21 protein-coding genes are annotated in these 20,472 nt (G+C 47.9%); 9 read left to right on the top strand and 12 right to left on the bottom strand.

The window, feature by feature from the left end:
• Window positions 1–356: 356 nt before the first annotated feature.
• Both CVV44_11355 and CVV44_11350 read right to left on the bottom strand, forming a co-directional pair.
• Window positions 357–1,298 carry a hypothetical protein gene (locus tag CVV44_11355; protein ID PKL38474.1) on the bottom strand — a complete coding sequence of 314 codons (942 nt, stop codon included), beginning with the start codon at window positions 1,296–1,298 and terminating at the stop codon, window positions 357–359.
• A gap of 229 nt (window positions 1,299–1,527) precedes the next feature.
• Window positions 1,528–2,967: a hypothetical protein gene (locus tag CVV44_11350; GenBank protein ID PKL38473.1), complete on the bottom strand. Its 1,440-nt coding sequence runs from the start codon at window positions 2,965–2,967 to the stop codon at window positions 1,528–1,530.
• A gap of 241 nt (window positions 2,968–3,208) precedes the next feature.
• Between CVV44_11350 and CVV44_11345 the strand changes: the two genes are divergently transcribed.
• A complete protein-coding gene (locus CVV44_11345) occupies window positions 3,209–3,532 on the top strand; it encodes a hypothetical protein (GenBank protein PKL38472.1) in 324 nt (107 codons plus the stop codon).
• 131 nt (window positions 3,533–3,663) lie between these two features.
• On the opposite strand, the gene CVV44_11340 is transcribed toward CVV44_11345, so the two are convergent.
• Complete coding sequence (locus CVV44_11340; GenBank protein ID PKL38471.1) at window positions 3,664–4,233, bottom strand: nicotinamidase; 570 nt, start codon at window positions 4,231–4,233, stop codon at window positions 3,664–3,666.
• Window positions 4,234–4,243: 10 nt separating this feature from the next.
• Window positions 4,244–5,455: a quinolinate phosphoribosyl transferase gene (locus CVV44_11335; protein PKL38470.1), complete on the bottom strand. Its 1,212-nt coding sequence runs from the start codon at window positions 5,453–5,455 to the stop codon at window positions 4,244–4,246.
• Between the two features lie 375 nt (window positions 5,456–5,830).
• Between CVV44_11335 and CVV44_11330 the strand changes: the two genes are divergently transcribed.
• Window positions 5,831–6,697 (top strand): epoxyqueuosine reductase, encoded by an 867-nt coding sequence (locus CVV44_11330; protein ID PKL38611.1) that lies wholly within the window; start codon window positions 5,831–5,833, stop codon window positions 6,695–6,697.
• A 123-nt stretch (window positions 6,698–6,820) separates the two neighbouring features.
• Entirely contained in the window at window positions 6,821–7,009 is a 189-nt protein-coding gene (locus CVV44_11325) for a hypothetical protein (GenBank protein ID PKL38469.1), read from the top strand.
• Window positions 7,010–7,193: 184 nt separating this feature from the next.
• Here the strand turns inward: CVV44_11325 and CVV44_11320 are convergent, their stop codons facing one another.
• Entirely contained in the window at window positions 7,194–8,093 is a 900-nt protein-coding gene (locus tag CVV44_11320) for a hypothetical protein (GenBank protein PKL38468.1), read from the bottom strand.
• Between the two features lie 146 nt (window positions 8,094–8,239).
• Between CVV44_11320 and CVV44_11315 the strand changes: the two genes are divergently transcribed.
• Together CVV44_11315 and CVV44_11310 are read left to right on the top strand one after the other, a co-directional pair.
• On the top strand, window positions 8,240–8,581 hold the full coding sequence (locus CVV44_11315) for a hypothetical protein (GenBank protein PKL38467.1): 342 nt from the start codon (window positions 8,240–8,242) through the stop codon (window positions 8,579–8,581).
• Between the two features lie 25 nt (window positions 8,582–8,606).
• The gene (locus CVV44_11310; protein PKL38466.1) at window positions 8,607–9,197 is read left to right on the top strand and encodes a hypothetical protein; all 591 of its coding nucleotides are present in this window, start codon (window positions 8,607–8,609) and stop codon (window positions 9,195–9,197) included.
• A gap of 24 nt (window positions 9,198–9,221) precedes the next feature.
• Here the strand turns inward: CVV44_11310 and CVV44_11305 are convergent, their stop codons facing one another.
• Window positions 9,222–9,590, bottom strand: a complete 369-nt coding sequence (locus CVV44_11305) for a hypothetical protein (protein ID PKL38465.1) — start codon at window positions 9,588–9,590, stop codon at window positions 9,222–9,224.
• A 238-nt stretch (window positions 9,591–9,828) separates the two neighbouring features.
• Here CVV44_11305 and yedF point away from each other — a divergent pair, with 238 nt between their 5' ends.
• Both yedF and CVV44_11295 read left to right on the top strand, forming a co-directional pair.
• The gene (gene yedF / locus CVV44_11300) at window positions 9,829–10,419 is read left to right on the top strand and encodes a sulfurtransferase-like selenium metabolism protein YedF (protein PKL38464.1); all 591 of its coding nucleotides are present in this window, start codon (window positions 9,829–9,831) and stop codon (window positions 10,417–10,419) included.
• A complete protein-coding gene (locus tag CVV44_11295; GenBank protein PKL38610.1) occupies window positions 10,419–10,646 on the top strand; it encodes a hypothetical protein in 228 nt (75 codons plus the stop codon). Before yedF ends, CVV44_11295 begins: the two co-directional genes overlap by 1 nt.
• Window positions 10,647–10,848: 202 nt before the next feature.
• Here CVV44_11295 and CVV44_11290 read toward each other — a convergent pair whose 3' ends face one another.
• Both CVV44_11290 and CVV44_11285 read right to left on the bottom strand, forming a co-directional pair.
• Complete coding sequence (locus tag CVV44_11290) at window positions 10,849–12,003, bottom strand: hypothetical protein (protein ID PKL38463.1); 1,155 nt, start codon at window positions 12,001–12,003, stop codon at window positions 10,849–10,851.
• A gap of 128 nt (window positions 12,004–12,131) precedes the next feature.
• A complete protein-coding gene (locus tag CVV44_11285; GenBank protein PKL38462.1) occupies window positions 12,132–12,818 on the bottom strand; it encodes a hypothetical protein in 687 nt (228 codons plus the stop codon).
• Between the two features lie 320 nt (window positions 12,819–13,138).
• Between CVV44_11285 and CVV44_11280 the strand changes: the two genes are divergently transcribed.
• Together CVV44_11280 and prpE are read left to right on the top strand one after the other, a co-directional pair.
• Window positions 13,139–13,879, top strand: a complete 741-nt coding sequence (locus CVV44_11280) for a hypothetical protein (GenBank protein PKL38461.1) — start codon at window positions 13,139–13,141, stop codon at window positions 13,877–13,879.
• Between the two features lie 85 nt (window positions 13,880–13,964).
• The gene (gene prpE / locus CVV44_11275; protein PKL38460.1) at window positions 13,965–15,860 is read left to right on the top strand and encodes a propionyl-CoA synthetase; all 1,896 of its coding nucleotides are present in this window, start codon (window positions 13,965–13,967) and stop codon (window positions 15,858–15,860) included.
• A 175-nt stretch (window positions 15,861–16,035) separates the two neighbouring features.
• On the opposite strand, the gene CVV44_11270 is transcribed toward prpE, so the two are convergent.
• The 4 genes from CVV44_11270 to CVV44_11255 form a co-directional block, all read right to left on the bottom strand.
• Window positions 16,036–17,130, bottom strand: a complete 1,095-nt coding sequence (locus tag CVV44_11270) for a hypothetical protein (GenBank protein PKL38459.1) — start codon at window positions 17,128–17,130, stop codon at window positions 16,036–16,038.
• Window positions 17,131–17,163: 33 nt separating this feature from the next.
• Complete coding sequence (locus tag CVV44_11265) at window positions 17,164–18,498, bottom strand: hypothetical protein (GenBank protein ID PKL38458.1); 1,335 nt, start codon at window positions 18,496–18,498, stop codon at window positions 17,164–17,166.
• A 133-nt stretch (window positions 18,499–18,631) separates the two neighbouring features.
• Entirely contained in the window at window positions 18,632–19,495 is an 864-nt protein-coding gene (locus tag CVV44_11260) for a 3-keto-5-aminohexanoate cleavage protein (protein ID PKL38457.1), read from the bottom strand.
• A gap of 17 nt (window positions 19,496–19,512) precedes the next feature.
• Window positions 19,513–20,454 carry a hypothetical protein gene (locus CVV44_11255; protein PKL38456.1) on the bottom strand — a complete coding sequence of 314 codons (942 nt, stop codon included), beginning with the start codon at window positions 20,452–20,454 and terminating at the stop codon, window positions 19,513–19,515.
• Window positions 20,455–20,472: the final 18 nt, after the last annotated feature.

The raw sequence follows: 20,472 nt of genomic DNA, 5'->3' as shown, positions 1-20,472 counted from the left end.
CATTATAATCATTTTGTCAAGACAGAATGGAGTTTTAAGATCATTCTATATATTCTGCCTGACTGACCGGTAGGTCCGTTGATGAAAGTACTGGTAAGGACTGCATGGTGTTGTGCGATTGTCGGAACGCGGGAGGGAACTAACAGAGTGGAGTAAAAAAAATGCCTCGTCACATGGACAAGGCATTTTTTATATCATGGATATATATAGACTGTACTTACGTACAAGCTTCCCGATTATGTTTGCAGCTACTGCTACCCGGCTGCTTGCGTCATCTAGTTGGATATATGACTACACCGGTATAATATGTCAAGATTTTTCCGGAAAAAATTTTTGTAAATTTTAGAATAAATATTTTATCGGGGGATGTATTTGTTTTGTGTATATTCTATAGAGCCGCCGCTCGCGACAGTGAACCTGGACCATCGTATAACGGGATAGTTGAAGAGCGCTTCCCTGATTACGTTAAAACTCAGGGGAATGGAAACGGCGAAGAGAATGACCAGCGCGGTGGATAAAAGAAGCGCTGTAGCTGTGCCGTAATGCCCATATGGCACACTCCTTCCGGTTATCCACAGTGCAATACTGCAGCCGGACAAAATAAACAGGGAAAGGGCGGCACAATAATTGAAGTAGATGAACCACCTGCCCGTCTTTCGGGGAATTCCCCTGAGAGGCCGTACGGTGATTCCCGCCAGAGCTTTTACCAGGGTTTGCAATTGAGTATCCAATAATTTTCTTCTCATGCTGAAGAGATGTACGGCCATGATCAATAGCACCAGGGGTTCCGGTGATCCCGCCGTGGATAGGCCCAGGAGCAATATCGCGGCTGAAGCACCCAGGGGCAGTAGTATAAAAATAGCGAGAAAAACCAGGAGGGTTATGACAAGACCGGCCAGGGCCGACAGGGCTGATGACAGAAGAGCCTTCATGATGCTGTCGAAAAGATCGAGGTAGTCATCGGGGTGGCGGACAAAGTACTCCCATTCATGGCGGTAGGGTTCACCGGAAACAGTAAAATCACTGAAGGCCCGCTGAAACTGATCTGCACTGTCGTCCTCCCTTGGCTGTGCAGCAAAGAGGAGGCTGTCGTATTCCCTTTTACGCGTTTTGTCGCTGAGAATATCGTAGGCCTCGCGTATCAGGATGAACTTATTATAACTGCGCGTGTCGCCCGTGGCATCGGGATGGGTGAGCCTGGCCGCCTTTCGGAAGGCGGCCCTGATCTCGTCGGGTGAAGCGTCCCTGGCGATGCCAAGCATGCCGTAATAGTCTTTGATGAGGAGATCGGGTTTCATGCCAATTCTTTATCTCTTGTATTATATAAGGGAACCTCTATAAATCATTATTGGGATGTTCCCATAACGCATTCTGAAAGATGTTTATATCCACGATGCAAAAATAAACAATTCAGGCAATACAGACAAGAAGAAAAGAACATGCTGGCCGTCCCATCCATTTTTCAATTCTCCCGTTAAATTGTCGGTATGTATGGCAGTCTCATAGGGGAAGTGAATAAGAAAGCAATTAATACACCTTGATTATATTCTTGATTCCACTACGATTGAAGATGATTCTGAATTTATTATAATGGTCTTTCTTATCGATTATGTGGTGTGTTATCATGTTCATATGATATACCCTTTCCCCGTGGATTGTTTTGTATGTGTTGTTTTCCGTTATGATTATTTTTTTTTCAGGGTCGTCGGTATAGCGTAAAAATTTTTCTATATTGAAACGAAGGATGTCTATAATGCCTTCAGTTGTATATTTCTGTTTAATTGAACTGAATCGTTTAGAGCTTATTGTTATATATTTTCTGTATTGAATCACTTTTTCTCCGGCAAGAGAGTTGTCAATGTCGGTAAACCTGTCACGCTTTCTTATCCGCATTACTTCTTCAGGAATTCTTGACTCGGGGATATAGGAAAAGCTTTCTTTGCAGAATCCTATTCTGTTTTTAAAACTGTGGTAGATAAATCTTTTTCTGTCGTAGAGCCATTTTTTCAATCCGCGTTCGAAATACTTTCGGGTAAGTTCTTTTATCCTGTCTTTGAACATATAGCTTATAACAAGGGCGGCAAAAAAAGGCAGTGACAGGTTCCCGTAGGTGTTCTGGCCGATGAATGCCACTGCCGTTGCGAAGACCATGGCAAGTCCCGCGGCAATGCTATAAACCATCTGTTCGAGCAGTTTTCCTTCTCTTTCAATTCGTGTTTCGAGAAACAAAACATTGCTTATATATTTTTTCAATACACCCTCCCGGTATATGAAACCGGTGTTGTTGCTTTCCGCCGACGGTATTGAAGGGTATCCGCGTTGCTTTCTGTACTCTGTTTCATTATACGCGAGAGTGACGAGTCTGTTGATTTGAAGCAGGGTCGCATTTTTCCCCTCAAGTATTTTTATAAGCCTGAATGCGTGCGATTCTATTTTAAGACTTATATATTCATCGGCGAAATGATAAATTGTCATTGCCTCCTCTGTGCCGTCGAATTCCTCAAGTACCTGTTCCAGTGCCCGGAATTTCTTCAAGATGATTTCTGTGCTGGATATATAATCCTCCAGGAGCGGAATAATAGCATCAGAGGAATCGGTATGTTTGATTGCCCGTATCTGGAGCCGCAGTGATCTTTTTAATATCAGACAAAATAGCTTTATATGATATTCGTATCCGGCAAAGGCATCGACGGTGTTTCGCATGCTGTCTGTTAATCGCAGAAATATGTCAGAGTGACTTGCAAGGCTATTAAGATAAACGGTGGGGGTTCTCAGACGGATATAAGTCCGAAGGTCGGAGTAAAAATCATTCCGGCTGTAGGTATCTTCATTAATATTCAGATTGTTCGGTATAAAGAAATAGGTTCTGATGAAAAATGAATTATCTCCCCTGCTCATAATAAATTTGTAATACTGTTTTATTTCAAATTGAAAATGGCCATGGAGAGAAATTTTCTCTTCTATCATATCAGACAAATGAGTCCCTTCAGTTTTATCTGTCACAGAAAAACCCTTACCCTTGTTTAATTATTAATAATCACGGCTGTCCCAACAAAATGGGATGGTAAATAAAAAATGCTATTAATCTCACTGTTGTTTTGTATTGTCAAAGTCGCCAAACAAACAATATTCAACAGTGTGAGGAGATTAACAGCCTGTTTAAACAGTAAAACGGTCTTATGACAAATGCAATCATTTATTTCTGGATATGATTTTAAAAAAGATGGTTTCCGATCTCCAAAGGGAAGAATATTCACTGGAGCAGTTTCTTGAGGAACTCATCAGGTCCCATAAGGACCTTGTTGCCGTCAATGTCTTTAAAAGACGCTTCGGTTTCACCGTAAATAACACCATCGCGGAGGTGGCGATGTTACTGGTAAACGGGGCTGAAATACAGACGGTCTGTATCGAAAGCACGGAACTGGATGATCTTGCAAAGGCCAGGGAAATGCTCAGACTTGAAGAGTACGAAAATATCAATTATCTTATCGCGATAAAAAGAATCATCGGTATGGAACCGCCGGCTTTATGAAACCTCCGTTACTGATTTACCACAAATTTTCCGACGATATGTCCTCCCGGTATGAGTGTGAATGACCACACTCTGTCGGACGAGGATATGTTGTATTGACACCAGCAAAAAAATATGAGGCCCTGTGTGCTTTAGCGGTTCAGAATTTTCTCTGTAGATGTACAATCTGCCCCACCCTTCTTCATCTCCTCAATCGCCCTTTCTCCGTCACCGGGATTCACGTTAACAGCGCGTATGGCGTCCAGGGCGACGGTTACGGAAAATCCTTCTTTGAGGGCATCCAGAACCGTGTTTTTCACACAATAGTCCGTGGCCAGGCCTGCCACCACCAGGTCCCGGACCCGCAGGCTTCGGAGGCGATCGGCCAGGTCAGTTCCTTCAAAGCCGGAGTAGGCATCGGCGCTCCTTTCGGCTGCCTTGGAAATGATCACGGCCTGTCCCGGAACGTGCAGTGTTTCGTGAAAGCGGGCGCCATCCGTGCCGGCCACACAGTGAGGGGGCCAGATGCCCCCCTGCTCCATGAAAGAAGAATGGTCTGCGGTATGCCAGTCCCGGGTGAAGAAAATGGGCAGGCCCTTTTTTTCAAAATATGTGACGAGGCGGTTTGACGGTTCCACCACACTGTCTCCTTCCTTCACCGCCAGGGATCCGCCGGGACAGAAATCTTTTTGTATATCAACAATAATGAGCGCCTGTTTCATGATGTTCTCCCTATGTCAGTATTTTCTTCATCCGCGGATTCGTGATGAATCGCCGGCCTACCTTGGCCAGGTCCTTTTTGTTGACACGGACGATGTCGGCTGTGAAGTCATTGGAGCCCTGCATGAGACTGCTTCCAACGCCGTAGGCATCAACGGGTACCTTCTGAGCTTCGAACTGCGATATCCTTTCTGCATCGAATCCCCCTGAAACAATTATTTTTACATGCTGAAATCCCTCGCGGTCCAGGGCTTCACGTGCCATGAATACCAGTTCCGGTCCAACACCCGTGGGCCTGAAGGTCCCCATGCGGGGTATGATCGATTTATCCACGAGCATTTCGGATGTATCGAAACGGACGCCCCAGAGCCTAGAGCCCAGGGCCCGGGCGCATTCCAGGGATGTGCCGATACAGTCGTTGTCGAAATCTACCAGGGCCACGAGATTGGTCTCGGGGTAGGTCTCGCCGAACATGCGGACTGCTTCGACCGTGCTGCCCTTTGCCGCGGCGATTAGGGCATGGGGAACCGTCCCCGAAGCCCGGGCCCCCCACCATTCAGCCTGGGCGTCGGTGGATACGCCCGTTGCACCGCCGATGTGGGCGGCATAGCCGTCACCCCCCTGAACTGCCCAGTGGTCAAAGCGAGCCGGGAAGTAGAGGACTATTTTCCCCTTCGCCGTTTCCACAACTTTCCTGACATTGGATGCAATTTTCGTGCGTCGCGCCAGGATGCCCAGGTAAATGGTTTCCAGATGCGCAAAGAGGGAAGCGTCGCCGGTAATGTGCATCACAGTCTCCCAGGGAGTGATGGCGTCTCCGTCATGGAGGGCCTCGATCCGGAGATCATGGAATCCGTCGTCCCACAGGGATTCCAGTTCACTGGAAATGTTCATTTTTTCCGAAACGACGCGTAGATATTTATCACGGTCATGGAGGTAGCAGTGGCGCCCCTCTTTTTTAAGTTCCATGAGCCTGTCGAAAAGTTTGAAGGCCCGGGGATAGTCCCGGTATCGGCCGCTGGCCACCCTGAGTACGGCGATGGCTTCGTCTATTCCGCAGAGGATTGCGTCCCTTTTCTGGAAAACCTGCATGGTCACTTCGGGGTGGAGCCCGTGCTGTTCCAGGGTTACTTTTTCACGCCAGAAGTAAATGTCGCTGAGATATCCCCGGCGCAGTTCCTGGACGGGCAAATCAAAGACATGGGTTTTCAGCCGCTCTTTCATCGTGGACACCCCTGTAAATAAATCTATCGACATCAACACATGCTTTCAATGACGATGAAGGCACCGGAGGGAGAATATCATATGGTATCCGGTGTTGTAAATGATAATATGAGGATGGCAGTCATGAAAAATCGATTGCCTTTTATCGATCCAATGAATATGCTATCTTTCTTGAAGAATTGCAGCATTGTAAATAAGTACTAAAATCAGGAAGATAAGAACGCAGGAGTAATGCCGATAAAAAGAACAGCATATCGCCGCTTTTCCTTTCTTTCCGATCTGAGGGGAATACGGAACGCCATAGGAGAAATGCGGGGATTCGGTTTTCCGCCCCAGCCCCTGCTGAACAAAAAGGCGCAGGGCCTGCACGGATCCCTGTTTACCGAAGAGTGGCTTGAAATGACTATCGCGGAAAAGGTCCTCTCTCACGATGAGAACTGTTTTGAATATCCCTTTCATGGAGAGCGGATTTTTGATGAACCCCTGGTGGGATTTGTTCCGGGCAGTGATCCCATCTTTGAGGAATATAAAACAAGCATCGGGCCCCACCATTTTACTCCCCATGAGATCATGGCATGGCAGGCTAAGAGGAACGGTGTGGATGCTCCCGCCGCCGATGACATTGCCGTTGTGGCCCTGGTGCTTCCCGCATCGGCCGCGACCCGGAAGGACAACAGGAATATGACCCAATGGCCCGCGGAACGGTGGGCCCAGACGCGTCTTCTCGGAGAAATATTCAGCCAGACCCTTGTCAGGGAATTGGTAACCTTTTTCATGGATCATGGAGTCCTGGCCGTTTCCCCCGATGTAACACCCATGTTCAATAAAAAAAGATACCCCGGCGTGGGATGGGCGTCACCATGGTCACACCGCCACATAGCCTATGCCGCAGGCCTGGGGACTTTCGGCATGCAGGATTTCCTTATTACGGAAAAGGGTGTGGCCCACCGCCTTGCCAGCTTTGTGGTAAACCTGAAGCTGGCTCCAAACAGGGTGCGGCCCCGGGATATCCATGCCTGGTGTCTTCACCGGCAGGGGATTCCGTGTCTGAAATGTGCCCGGCGATGTCCCGTCGGCGCCATTGATGATGGGGGACACGACAAGGAGGGCTGCTATAAAAAAGTGGCGGGCACTCTCGGTTACTGCAACAGCAAATATCATATTTTTATCTATGGATGCGGCCTCTGCGCCACGGGCGTTCCCTGTGAATCGGGCATACCGGAACAACTTCGACCACGGTAGGAAAGGCTGCTCCTTATTTTACAGAAATGCATTAAAAATATCCTGATATGCTTGACAAATGCATGAAAATTTAGTATTATATATAATACTAAAACACCATATTTTTTCACAAGGAGATCAGCAATGAAACTAATGTGGGACGTACCCGATAAATATACAACAATATGCATAGACAATGCCAGTGGGGAGCACATTGAGCATTTGACACTCGAGGCGATTAATGATAACGAAGCAGAGGCCCGGGCATTTCTGAACTGTGTAAACCACAATAACAAAAACGGCAATGTCCGAATTGAGGTGCAGCGGCTTTAATAATCCTTTATGGCAAAAAGGAGGAATGTGACGCAAACACTACTATCCTTCGATATATTTACAAAGGGGGTGTTCTGAAAGGGACGCCCCCTTTGTGTGTCTGCGTGGAGTGAAATGACAGCAATGCTGTCGCGGGGAAAATTATTTACTGTTTAAATGTTTTTGTATTGAATGTAATTGTTATTCATAATGGGAAAAGGGACCTGAGGTAGTTGATGATTTTTTTCTTCATATAGGAGAGGATAAAGGTAATCTGTGATGATCCATAGAGTTTCATATACAGTTCCAGCGAACAGAGTTCCTCAAATCCCAGTTTTCTGTATACCCCCGCCCCCATATCCGTGGCCTGGAGAATGGCCAGTACGCATCCCTGTTTTTTTGCCTCAATGAGGGGTATGAGGGTCAGAGCCTCACCGAATCCCCTGTGGCGGGCTTCCGGTACCGCAACAATATTGTACAGGCCCGCTACATTACCGGTGACAAAAAGAGATGACGTGGCCACGGGTTTTCCCTTATAATAGGCGATATAATGCCGTGCGGGCTTTTTAGTGCCGAGGAAAATCTCCCCGTAATTGTTAAAGATAAAATCAGCCAGTTTTGATGAGTAGTCAAATCCGTCAGTATAGATACGGAGCCATTGCCGTAGTTCCTCCGTGGTTGCCACTTCCTTTACAGTGAGTTCCCGGGGCAGTGACAGTTCTTTGTTGAAACTGTCCAGATCCATGGCCATACCCCTCTGGGTCTGTGCGTGCATAAGCCCCTGTTTTTTTAGATAAGGAGCTATTTCAGCGAAATTTGATGAGGGACCTGCGGTGAGGAAGAGAGGTTTTTTCCCGTCCCGGAAGGGTTTCAGCGCCAGGGACAGAGCACTGTCAATGTTCTGATTTTCGTTGAAATGCAGTTTGTAGATGGAATTGGACTGCATGGACGGGATATTGATATCCGAAATGAAACGCAGCACCTCCTTGTCCTCATGGAAATCATTAACACCATTTTTTGCGAAAAGCCTGATATACTCAAAGAGGTTTTCTTCGATGGCCCCAATGATAGATATTTCGCTCATTGTATTTTTCACTTTGTTCATTTCCTTCACCCTGTTAAAAATAATAAAATCTTAATAAATATTATATAATTAAATAAATATTAATTTGTCAACTAAAATTATAAAATTTAATAAATCTTAATATTTTGCTTTAAATTATTTCATTCTGCTGATTATCTGGTCCTGATATGGAAAACTTGGGACAGAAACTGAAAGATCTGCGCAAGAGGGCGGGACTGAGCCAGAAAGATCTGGCTGTGGAGCTGGGCATTACGCCGCCCAACCTGTCGCAGTGGGAGAGCATGGCCCTGCCTCCCCTGGAGGGGATTATAAAGGTCTGCGGCAGGCTTGATATTCCGCTCTGGCGGTTTTTCATAGATGGGACCACGGAGCTGAAATCATCACTGCCCTCATGGGTCAGCGATGATCATATTCATTTTCTGCGCGAGCTGGGAAGCCTGCCTGAAGATTTGCAGAAACAGCTGCTGGAGAATTTCATCGGGATCATTTCGGTGCGGAAAATGTTATGAGGCGGGGAATGCCATGAGTATATTGATGCAGGCCGTTGAAATAATCTATGTTTGTGCCCTGGCCCTTGTTCTGGTTTTTATCATCCTCAGTGTGAAAAAAAACAGGGGATATGTTGTCCCCTTTGTCCTGGTACTGGCGAGCTGGATAGGGGGTGAATATTTTGTTCACGGCGAGCCTATGACTCTCGGTTGCGCCCTGTATGCCCTGGGACATCTGGTTTTATATGTACACCTGGTTCATGTCTTCAACGGTGTCTTTGCCCGGTTTGCCGGTATCCCCGTTTTTATTTCCGGCTTCATCTTTTTGACGGGATATTTCTGGCCATCCGCATTGCAGGGGAAGGATATGTTCAATGTCATCAATGCCGGTGAGGTGGTGATAGTGCTCTCCACCGCCCTGATCTTCGCCGTGAATAAGACGAAACACAGGACTATCTATACAACGATATTTTCCTTCCTGGCCCTGTGGATTATCATCTATCTCGTGAGTTACAACGCATACAGCTTCCGCCTGGACAGTCCCGGGAATCCTTTCATGATGGCCTATAAAATAATCATGTCCTTGCTGCTGGGGATACTGGTCCGCAGTTTTATCAGGGAGCGCCTGCGGGCGTGATAGTACCGGCAGATATCTTTCCCTTCACTTTTTCCTTGTCATCACAAAAGTAAACCCGTCATTGGTATCCAGGATGAGTTGTTTTCCCTCGAAGCGGATCTTCAGCGGTATGTTTTCCTCGCCGGGTATTTCCATGACCAGGACGTTTCCTTCGCTGTGCCAGATTCCTGTGATCACCGGGTCCGTGCCTTCGCGCCAGGTAAAGGCCCCCTTTTCCGTGAACTCGACAATGATGGGGCACCCCGTTCCCTCCAGGGATTTCGCGAAAAAGGGATCGGGATTGGAGCGGGACAGGCAGTGCCAGGAGCCCGCTATCCTGCCCTGCGGGGTGCTGCACCGGGGCATGGTTGCCGTGAGGCAGCAGAGTATAAGTATAAATAGAATTGTTCTCATTTGATGTGGTCCTGGTGAAGTATTCATAGTCCTCCGTTTCCGGGTTCAAAGATATCAGAAAAGACTGATCATAGTCAACACTATTTGTAGTTGTTCCATTTTGTTTTTTCAAGGAAGTCAATAAAATATAATACTAAGTATTCTAAAAATCGATTATTATCTTGACAGTTTTCCCCTGTGTCAGCACCTTATTCATGTAGCGTGAAATACTGAATATTGAAAGTAAGGAAGGTCAATCATGTCATTTCAGGTCGATGCCCGCGGTCTTGCCTGTCCGCAGCCCGTTATTAATACGAAAAAGGCACTGGAAAAGCACGATTCCCTGACGGTTATAGTGGACAATGAAACAGCACGGGAAAATGTGAAGCGGCTCCTGTCCTCCCTGGGATGTTCCTTCAATATTGCCGAAAAACCTGATGGCATCTATATTTCAGCCGAAAAAGGCGAGACAGCTGTCGCTGAGAAATCGCCTGCGCCCGGTGAAGCGGTATCGGGACCCCCGGTAGTGGTGATTTCCGAAGACGTCATGGGACGCGGCGACCGGGAACTGGGAGCGATCCTCATGCGAAGCTTTATGCACACCGTGACGGAAATAGACAACCGACCCGGCATTCTTATATTTTTTAACACAGGTGTGAAGCTGACCGTGAAAGATTCACCCGTCGTAGCTGACATCAAGGCCCTGGAGGAGAGCGGTGTGAGAGTGCTGGTCTGCGGCACCTGCCTGAACTTCTTCGGCATCACCGACCAGCTTGGTGCCGGAATCGTATCGAACATGTATGATATTGCCGAGGCAATGACAGGGTCCGGGAAGGTCATATCGGTATGATAAGCACCGAATCATATCACGTGGTCCTTTTTCACTCCGTGAACTGCGCCATGTATGCCGACCGGCTGCTGAAGCAGAAGGGGACTCCCTATAAACTCATCCCGGTGCCGCGCCATATCAGTTCCAACTGCGGCGTCTGCATCCGCTTTCCTTCGCAGAAACAGTCCGAGGTTGAGGAAATAATTCAGGGCATTGTGGAATTCGACGTTATCAGGCCGCTTTATTAGTGAGGAATTCTTTTCCTATATAAAAATTAATGTTTATATCAGTGCGTATCCAGCATACATCGTTTGCTATTGTCTTCGTATATCTTGCCTTTTCCGGTCTGCTTTTTCATTTTTAGTTGCAGCATATACGCTGTTATACATCCAGACTCTCTGTGTCCCTGTGTCTCCGTGGCTGACTTCTCTTTTTTCTGTTCGTGAATTCTTATGCCTGTGAAGTACGGGCCTGCCGTCTCCTGTGCAGGTGTATGGAAATAAACGCCGTTACCGGCATGCTGAGAAACATTCCTATGCACCCCACGGCGGATTTAACCAGCTCACTTAAAACCGGATTGTAGTTGAATATGAGCCAGATAGGCATATCAGGCTGGATGCGCATGGCGATGAGAAGAACCATGGGCAGGGCGCTTCCCACGTAGGCAAAAAGAAGAGTGTTTACCGTTGCACCCAGCATGTCGGAACTTACGGTGATGACTGACCTGAAGGCTTCGCGGGTCGATATTTCCGGATGCACACGGAATATTTCCTCGGCGGCCGAGGCGATGGAAATGCAGACGTCCATGATTGCCCCAAGGGCCGCTATGACGATTCCGGCCAGGGCAAGTCCCCGCAGGTCAACGTCGACATTCGAGGCGTAAAAGACGGTCATCATTTCATTGGTTACTATGCCGGAAAGGTGCATAAAAAGGCCGCATAACAGGGAAAGTATTGTTGCGAGGATGATGCCCAGTGAGCCGCCCAGGATGGCGGCCACTGCTTTAATCCTGAATCCCACAATGATAGGTATGGTGACGACCATGGCAAAGAGGGAGATGGCTACGGCGATAGGCAGCGGTGAGTGACCTTTGAGTGTCATGGGGATGAGGATGAAAAAGATCAGGATGATTGTGGCGATCAGGGATATCATGGACATGATGCCCCTGAGTCTGCCCACGATGATGATCGTGATGAAAAGAAGAATTCCCAGGGCGATAATGCCCCCGGTGTTATCAACATCGTACAGGGAAATGAATTCATTTATATCGGAACCTTCGATTTTGGAAATGCCGATGAAGACCGTGTTTCCCTCACGGTAGAACATTCCCTCGGGCATTTCGTCCGCGCCGCGGTAAACAGAAACGAAGGTCTCGCCTTTGCGGTCGCCGTCTACTATTTTCAGATGGACCCTGGTCTCCACATCATGCGATCCCGGTGCACCGTCAATTTTTTCAATCTTCATTACTTCGGCCCTGGCATAGGTACGCGGATCGGAATAAAATTTTTTCTCCCTCCCCATAAGCGGGTTCCAGGCCGTGATAATCATGGCGGCCGTAACAAGTATGATGGCGGGACTGAAGGCCCGGCGAAAGATTGTGTTCATAAAATTATCCCCGTTGAGAGTTTATACTGAGAATATATGGAGCCGGCGTGTTACCGATGTAGTGTTTTAATATCACCACCCACTCGCAGCAGCTCGCTGGAGACACGGAGTTAATGGAGGTTTATTTTTTATTCCGCATAAATAATATCATGCAGTTCAATGAATCCGTTATCTTCAGTCAGTGAGCTGAATTCAGTGCTGTCTCCGATGAGGGACAGGAACAGGGCGAAGTATTCAACCTGATCATCGGTCAGATCCCGGCTGCCTCCCGTGGTTGTATCAATGTGATAAACGATGTGGCCCAGAATCTCCGTAAGGAGGGATCGGGCTTTTGTATCCTGCTTGGTGTGGTGGAACACCAGGGCCGCGTTGAAAATATAGGTTATCTGCGAAGGAGTGTACTCAAAGGATTCGAATTTGCGGCGCCAGTCGTCCAGGGAATCGAAGCGGTATTTTTTCAGCAGGGCCCGGGCGTCCTTCAGGAAACTATCGCCGGCCGAGACCCAGGCGCAGAGTGAATTGGCAAAGACAGTCTCATCCCATACGGGAGATTTCTCCCAGAACTCGCGGGCCCGGAGCGCCGATTCATCATAGTGCTGGAGCTCGTTGAGAATGAACAGGAGCTGTGATGTTCCCGCCGGGTCCTTCAGTTCAATTCCACGGGCATGGCCATCCCGGGCAGCGGGCAGGGCTCCCTCAAGCTTTCCCTTTCGCATCATGGACAGGACTTTCTCCAGGTCTTTCCTGTAGGTAATATTTTTATCGCCCCTGGGGCCGGGTGCAGTATTTTTATCGCGGATTCCCTTTTTTATCATGGTATACTCTTCCTGTATTGGTTCGGCAACTGTTGTCCTGCCTGAAGTCGTTAGTCAATTATGCATCAATTATACGGCAAAACCAGTAAATTTTAAACTTATGAGTAGAAAAGATAGCCCCTGTGTCAATAGTATTAATGTAATTATTTACCGCACCTGGGAATATGTTGACTGATTTCGCCCGATTCAACGGGTTGAAATGAATAAAAAGAAGAGTTTACAGGAAGAATGTGAAGCAGATATTGAGAATCAGAAATATTTATTGACATGAAAAAGGAGGATTATTATTTGTATCAATGTAGATACAAATAAACAATACGATGAATATGGATAAAGTCAGGTTCGATAACAGACAGATCCCGCTGCATTACCAGATAGCAGATTACCTTCTTGATATGCTGAAAAGGGGAGAGATGAAGCCCCTAGGAAATCTTCCGCCCGAGGAGGAAATGCGGGAGATATTCAGTGTGAGCCGCACGACCATACGAAGGGCCCTGGATCATCTTCACGGTAAAGGCTTCATTATCCGCAAGCAGGGAAAGGGGACCTTCTGGACCGAGGAGGCCCGGGGGGTGCGGCAGGAGAAGCTGGTGGGTATTAACCGCCAGATCTTCAATATAGAAGATGTAACCACGGTGCGCGTGCTGTCAAACACGGTGCAGAATGCGGGCCCTGACATAACGGAATTTCTCGGTCTCTCGGCCGATGAAAAAGTCTCGGTGTTCCGGCGTCTGCGGTTCAGCAAGCAGGAGCCCATGAGCTACACGGTGAATTATCTGCCGCGGCACATCGGCGGCATGATAGAAAAGCAGCATCTCAGGGATATGACCATGCTGGAGACCCTGGAAAGCGTCTGCAATATCAGGCTCGGCACTGTCAGGCATGAAGTTGAAGTGACGCGGGCCAGCTCCGAGATAGCGGACTGCCTCCAGATAGCGGTGCTCGATCCGGTCCTCACGGTTAATACGTCGGTGTATGATAAAGAGGGCGGCCCCGTGGAGATCGTCTGGACTTATTTCGTGGAAAACAAATATAAATTCAGGGTTGTTTTTGATGAATAGAAACCCCTCAGGTTTCAGGTTCAGATGAAGGGACCCGGGAAAATATTACATAAATAAAAAAATAAAACATCAGGAGGCGTTCTTTATGGGAGAATACCAGAAGGCGTATGAAGAGTCCATAAGCAACCCCGGGTCTTTCTGGGGAAAGGCTGCCGGAGATATTGTCTGGACAAAAAATTATTCGAAGGTTCTGGACGACAGCAATGTTCCCTTTTATCGGTGGTTTGTCGATGGTGAGATGAATACCTGTTATAATGCCGTTGATCTTCACGTGGAAAAGGGCCGCGGCGATCAGACCGCTATTATCTATGACAGCCCTGTTACAGGGACTGTCAAAAAATATACGTACAGGGAACTGCTGGACCTGGTCTCGCGTTTTGCCGGAGTGCTCCGTTCCCAGGGGATAGAAAAGGGCGACCGCGTCATTGTGTACATGCCCATGGTTCCCGAAGCTGCCGTGGCCATGCTGGCCTGCGCGCGAATCGGCGCCATACATTCCGTCGTATTCGGTGGATTCGCTCCAAACGAGCTGGCTATACGGATAGATGACGCCAAACCGAAACTCATTGTTTCGGCCTCGTGCGGCATCGAAGGCAAGAAGATCATAGAATACAAGCCGCTCCTTGATAAGGCCATCAGCCTGGCTTCCCACAAGGTGGGGAAATGCGTCATCCTTCAGCGCGAGCAGGCCACGGCATCCCTCGCGACCGGCAGGGACCTGGACTGGACAGAAGCAATGGAAAAGGCATCCCCGGCACCCTGTGTCCAGGTCAAGGCCACGGACCCGCTCTATATCCTTTATACCTCGGGCACCACGGGTCTGCCCAAAGGCGTTGTCCGCGATAACGGCGGCCATGCCGTGGCATTGAAGTGGAGTATGAAGAACATATACAATGTACAGCCCGGCGAGGTCTTCTGGGCCGCTTCCGACGTTGGCTGGGTCGTGGGACATTCCTATATCGTGTACGCGCCGCTCCTGAACGGGAACACCACCATACTCTACGAGGGAAAGCCCGTGGGAACCCCGGACCCCGGGGCATTCTGGAGAATCATCAACCAGCATAACGTAAAGGTTTTATTTACAGCCCCCACGGCCTTCCGGGCCATAAAAAAAGAAGACCCCAACGGCGAATACCTGAAGAAATATGATCTTTCCTGCTTCAGGACCCTCTTTCTTGCCGGTGAGCGCCTCGATCCCGACACCTATCACTGGGCCAGCGATATGCTGCAGCGGCCCGTTGTGGACCACTGGTGGCAGACCGAGACGGGCTGGCCAATCGCCGCCAACTGCATGGGACTGGAGCAGTTCGAAATAAAACCGGGCTCGCCCACCAAGGCCGTTCCCGGTTACAGCGTTGAGATCATCGATGCCGACGGTAAAAAACTTCCGGCGGGCACCGAGGGGCTGGTTGTCATAAAGCTGCCATTGCCTCCCGGTACGCTTCCCACGCTGTGGCAGAACGATCAGAAGTACAAGGAGTCGTACATGGACCCCTTCCCTGGCTATTATTTCACGGGAGACGGCGGATATATCGACAAGGACGACTATGTCTATGTCATGGGACGCGTCGATGATGTCATCAATGTGGCGGGTCACCGCCTTTCCACGGGCGCCATGGAGGAGGTCATTTCCACGCATCCCGATGTGGCGGAGTGCGCCGTCATCGGTGTTGCCGATGATTTCAAGGGCCAGCTTCCCATGGGGTTCGTTGTCCTGAAGGAAGGGGTGACGAAGAGTCATGATGATATTCTGAAGGACCTGGTGCAGATGGTGCGCGACCGGATAGGCGCCGTGGCGGCCTTTAAGCAGGCCATGATAGTGAAGCGCCTTCCCAAGACGCGTTCCGGGAAGATCCTGCGCGGCACCATGCGGAAGATCGCCGATGGCCAGGAGTACACGGTTCCTTCAACCATCGACGACCCGGTTATTCTTACCGAGATCGGCGATGCGTTGTCGGGCATCGGGTACGGGAAGAAGTAAAGGCGGATAATTATTGCAGAAAGATACGAGAGGCCGCCGGGAGTACCGGCGGCCTTTTTGTGCACGGCACGGGATCAGGGCTGGGACAAGGAACGCTGGGTGTCGGGAAAATTGAATTTTTTGACGCATGAAAATTTACCAAAAGCCCCGCCTGCCCTGAACTTTCTGCTGATAATTATAATAAATTCTCCGAATCGATTACTTTCAACATTTTGCCCGATGTGGCAAAGGGCTCATTTTCTCTTTGTCTTACCAGTTTCAGGGCATTCCTGGTACAGCCGGCAGCGCAAACACCGCAACCAATACATTTCTCTTCTTCAATGATAACTTTCTTTTCCGTCTTATCAATGGTAATGGCGCCCAGCATGCAGCGCTTTTCACATTTTCCACAGGCAAGGCAGTTATCATCGGACCGGGGAATAAAATTAGAGGGAGCAACAGCGTCCATGTTATTCCACCGGGTTCTTCCACGAACCTGTGAACAGCAGCATCCACAGCATAGGCAGATTATGGAATTCTTTGCCATGGCGTTGTCGGTATTGCAGATAAGACCTTTGTCAATCATCTCCTTCACATAGCTGACCGCCTCGTTCTTGGTCACCTTCTGTCCCATGCCTATGGACTGAAAATGTATTGCTGAAATACCGAGCATCAGGCAGTATGCTATATCGAATTTATTCTTGCATTCACGAATTCCCAGCTTCTCCATACGGTTTCTGCAGGGGCAAGGAACCAGGCAAAAGTTGTCATGTTTCATTGATCTGATGTATTGTTCAGCCTCTTCATATGAGAGAACTCTCTCCTTTGTTTCAATTGTTTTGCCGACAGGAATTGCTCTGAAAATGGGAGTGCCTTTTTCTGATGTCTCATAGTACCTGCTGTATGTCTTCTCTATAAAAAAATCCAGGTAGAGCGCTGCCGCTTTCAGGTCATCCGCTTCTGTTTCATTATGGAATTGATGAATGTTTAACAAAATCGGTATTGGCGACAGGGCAAACATGTTGCCCATACCTGTCAGGCGATTCCTTTTGAGAAGAGAAGCAAGAATTTCCGTGACTTTTTTTTCTTCAAGGCCCGTTTTATGTGCCAACTCTTCAGTGGAAGTGAAAACAGGTAGTGGCGACAGATGTTTTACAATGCCTGCTTCTTCCGGTGTATAGAGCAATTTCAGATACTCTATAAAAGAAGCTGTAAATTCTCCATTGTGCCTTGGAACCCTTAAAGGATTAATTAGCAACTTTTTTGCTATGTATATGTATTCTCTATCCATAATGTCACTCCTTATGTATTTCTTTTTATAGTATCATTCAGCTTTCTTCTGGTTTTCCAGCCACCTCATAAATAGTTTGGTTTCAAAAGCCATCCTGGCTCTTACTTTCACTACCATGGGTGCAAGCCTCAATTTATCCAATAGAGAAAGGTTCTTTTTGTTTATTGCTCTCGTATCCCATTCTTTCCGATCCATCATTGTCCATGAGAGGGTAGGCTCTCCTGGAGGGCATCCGAAGACCCGATATATTTTCTTAGCTCCTGCCTCCTCCAGGAATTTCTGGTTTTTAATGCCGCACTGTCCCATAAGGAATATAGGTTTATTTAAATCGAATTCTGCGGGAACTTTCTTGTCACGCAGTGTGCCGGTAATTATCTGGCTTCCCGATAACTCTTCATACTTCCCCAGTGATTTCAACCTGACGATATTAAAGGAAACCAGGCCCTGGCAGGAACTGCAGGCTTTACCCACATGCACCTTGTATTCGGGGAATATCTTGAATCCTTCAAGGTAGGGCAGGTACAATTTTTTCTTTACATTTTCAATCGGCTCACCCAGCAATTCTATATCTTCATCCTTGTAATTGCCTATATTGCGCCCGGCCATGTCAGGGAAATACTCTATTCGATCCAAAGGAAGACTGGCAATCTTGCATGCCACAACGTCGATTGCAAGGGTATCTGTTCCTGCCAGTACACAGCCTACATGAACCGGTGTGCCTGCATGGGGGCCAAATCCTTCCTGGGGATTGATCATATCAACTATAGTCAGGTCCGGCTGGATCAACTCGTTCAGATCGGCCAGTGAGCCCACCAGGTTGGTGGCATGCATGATAATATGATGGCGGTCCTGTACAATCCCCTTAAGGTTCTTCATTGCACAACTATACACCATGCTGGTATGAGATTTGAAAATCGGCAGGTTGATGAAAAAGTATTCATCATTCAACAGAATATCGGGCAGGTCAACATAATCGATCTCACTGCTGGGAATATCAATGGGCTTTCGAATCAGGGGTTTGTAGGACTTGAGATCAACGATTCGGTCAACACCTTCCTCCTCCGCTACTTTCATTAAGCCGCTTATTTTAAAGCATTTCATGGTCTTCTCACCGACAGCGGACGACTCAGCAAGAATGATTTCTGTGGGATTGGTTTTCTTTACGACACGTATTACTCCTCTTAAAAATTCAGGGGAGGTGTTGACCGCGGTTTCCGGACCGCTTGCATGCCCGGCATTGGGCTTCAGGATAATCTTTCTACCCAGAGGTATTATTTCTGTAATATCTCCCAGAAGGGACAATGCGTTTTCTATCATTTTCTGAGGGTTGTCACCCTTAACTACAGCTACTTTTGATTTAGTTGTCATATCTTTTATCCTTTCAAAAAATCAGTTCCTCAGCAAAGTGTAATGATTGCCGGGATATTCAGGATCGAGATGAGTAAAAGAAAACTCATTCCGATCCTGAAGGGTAAAGGAATTACAGACAGAGACTTTCTGTCTATCCCTGTATTGCAAGTCCCATGATCTCCCTGGCTTCATCAGGGGTAGCAGGCTCTTTTCCCAGGGACCTGACAATTTCAGCAGCCCATTCAACCTGTTCATAGCTGCCTTTGGCCAGCTCTCCATTGGGCATTCTGACATTGTCCTCAAGGCCGACACGGATATGCCCGCCGAGAATACATGACTGCATGCCTGCAAAAAACTGGTCATGTCCTATGCCACACGCGGTAAAATTGGCATTGCCGGGCAATGAATTCACCATGGTGACAAAAGCATCGGGCCGGAAAGCCTGCCCCCCGGCAACACTCCATACGAAATTGACATTATATGGTTCTGTGAAGATTCCCTGTTTTCTAATCAGTAAGAAATTATCAAGGCCCCCGATGTCATAGACTTCTATCTCCGGTTTAACACCATTCTCTTCCATCGCCTTGCCGAAATCCCTGAACATGGCAAAGGTATTCGTGAAGATGAATTCAACCAGGACATTACCTCCCTTTCTGTCAGCCACGGCGAAATTCATTGTATTCGTGTTTAGGGATGCCATTTCCGGCTTGATTGCAATTATCTGCTCAATACGCTGTTCCGGAGTGGCGGCGGGCCCTACTGCGGAACTTAAATTGACAATCAGTTCAGGAATTCTTTCCTTAATAGCATCATGGGTAGCCTTTATGCGGTCTATCTCATGGGTTGCAATGCCATTATCCCCCCTTGCGTGAACATGGACCATGGCAGCCCCGGCTTTATAAGCCTTCTCGGCTTCAGCGGCAAATTCCTCGGGAGCATAGGGGACAGCGGGATTGTTCTGCTTGAATGTTCCGGCGCCGGACATTGCCGCTGTTATTATTACTTTGTTTTTCATATGGTTCCTCACTTGTGTTATATTGGTTTGAAGGCGTCAATAGTACGGAGATGACCTATCATTTTCAGATAATATTGATCTCTTGTTTTACATATTTCTTTTTCGCTCTTTCCCTTATAATCATAGAATCCCCGGGATGTCTTGACTCCCAGCCTGTTATCCTTCACCTTGTCATCAATTATTGGCATGGTCATCCCCTTGCTTTTCATGATATCATTGACCAGGTCAAGACCGGTGAAGTCCATTGTCTGGACTACGCCCACAATGGGGAGACGCACGCCAAGACTCGCTTTGACGGCCCTGTCTATTTGTTCCGGCGTTGCCCATCCATTATTGAGTATCTCGAATACCGACATGGCAATGTAGTTCTGAATGCGGTTTACAATAAAGGAGGGGACAAAGCCTTTCAATACAACGGGTTCTTTCCCCATATTCTGTAACATTGTGACAACGGTATTCGTAATGTGCGGGTCTGTCTCCGGCCCGGGACATACCTCTACGAGCGGTATAAGTTGGGCCGGCGCAAAAAAATGGGTCGCCAGAAGTCGTGACGGATTGGAAACACCGGCAAAACTGAAGACATCAAGTCCCGATGTATTGGTGGCGAATATTACATCACTGTCGCAGATATCATTCAGGCGGGCATATACTTTCTTTTTGATATCCTCAACTTCAGGAACAGCTTCTATTACCATGTCAATGCCCTTTGCCGCGCCTTCAAGATCAGTTGTCATTTCAATGCGGCCGATTGTCCCGGTAATACTTTTTTCCTCTATAACACCTTCTTCGGCTAAGACTTCGAGACTGCCTTTGATAAGATCAAGGGCCCTGTCAAGCATGGCCTTGTCAGTATCAACAAGGCGCACAGAGTAACCATGTTGGGCAAAGATCTGTGCGATGCCATGTCCCATGACTCCCGACCCCAGAACAAGAATGGTATTTATTTTTATAATTTTCATGTATATATCTCCGGTTTT

The sequence above is a fragment of the Spirochaetae bacterium HGW-Spirochaetae-1 genome (genome assembly GCA_002839375.1).
Lineage (GTDB): Bacteria > Spirochaetota > UBA4802 > UBA4802 > UBA5550 > PGXY01.
Note: the sequence above shows the minus strand (reverse complement) of the source record. Positions and strands in the feature narration are given on the sequence as shown.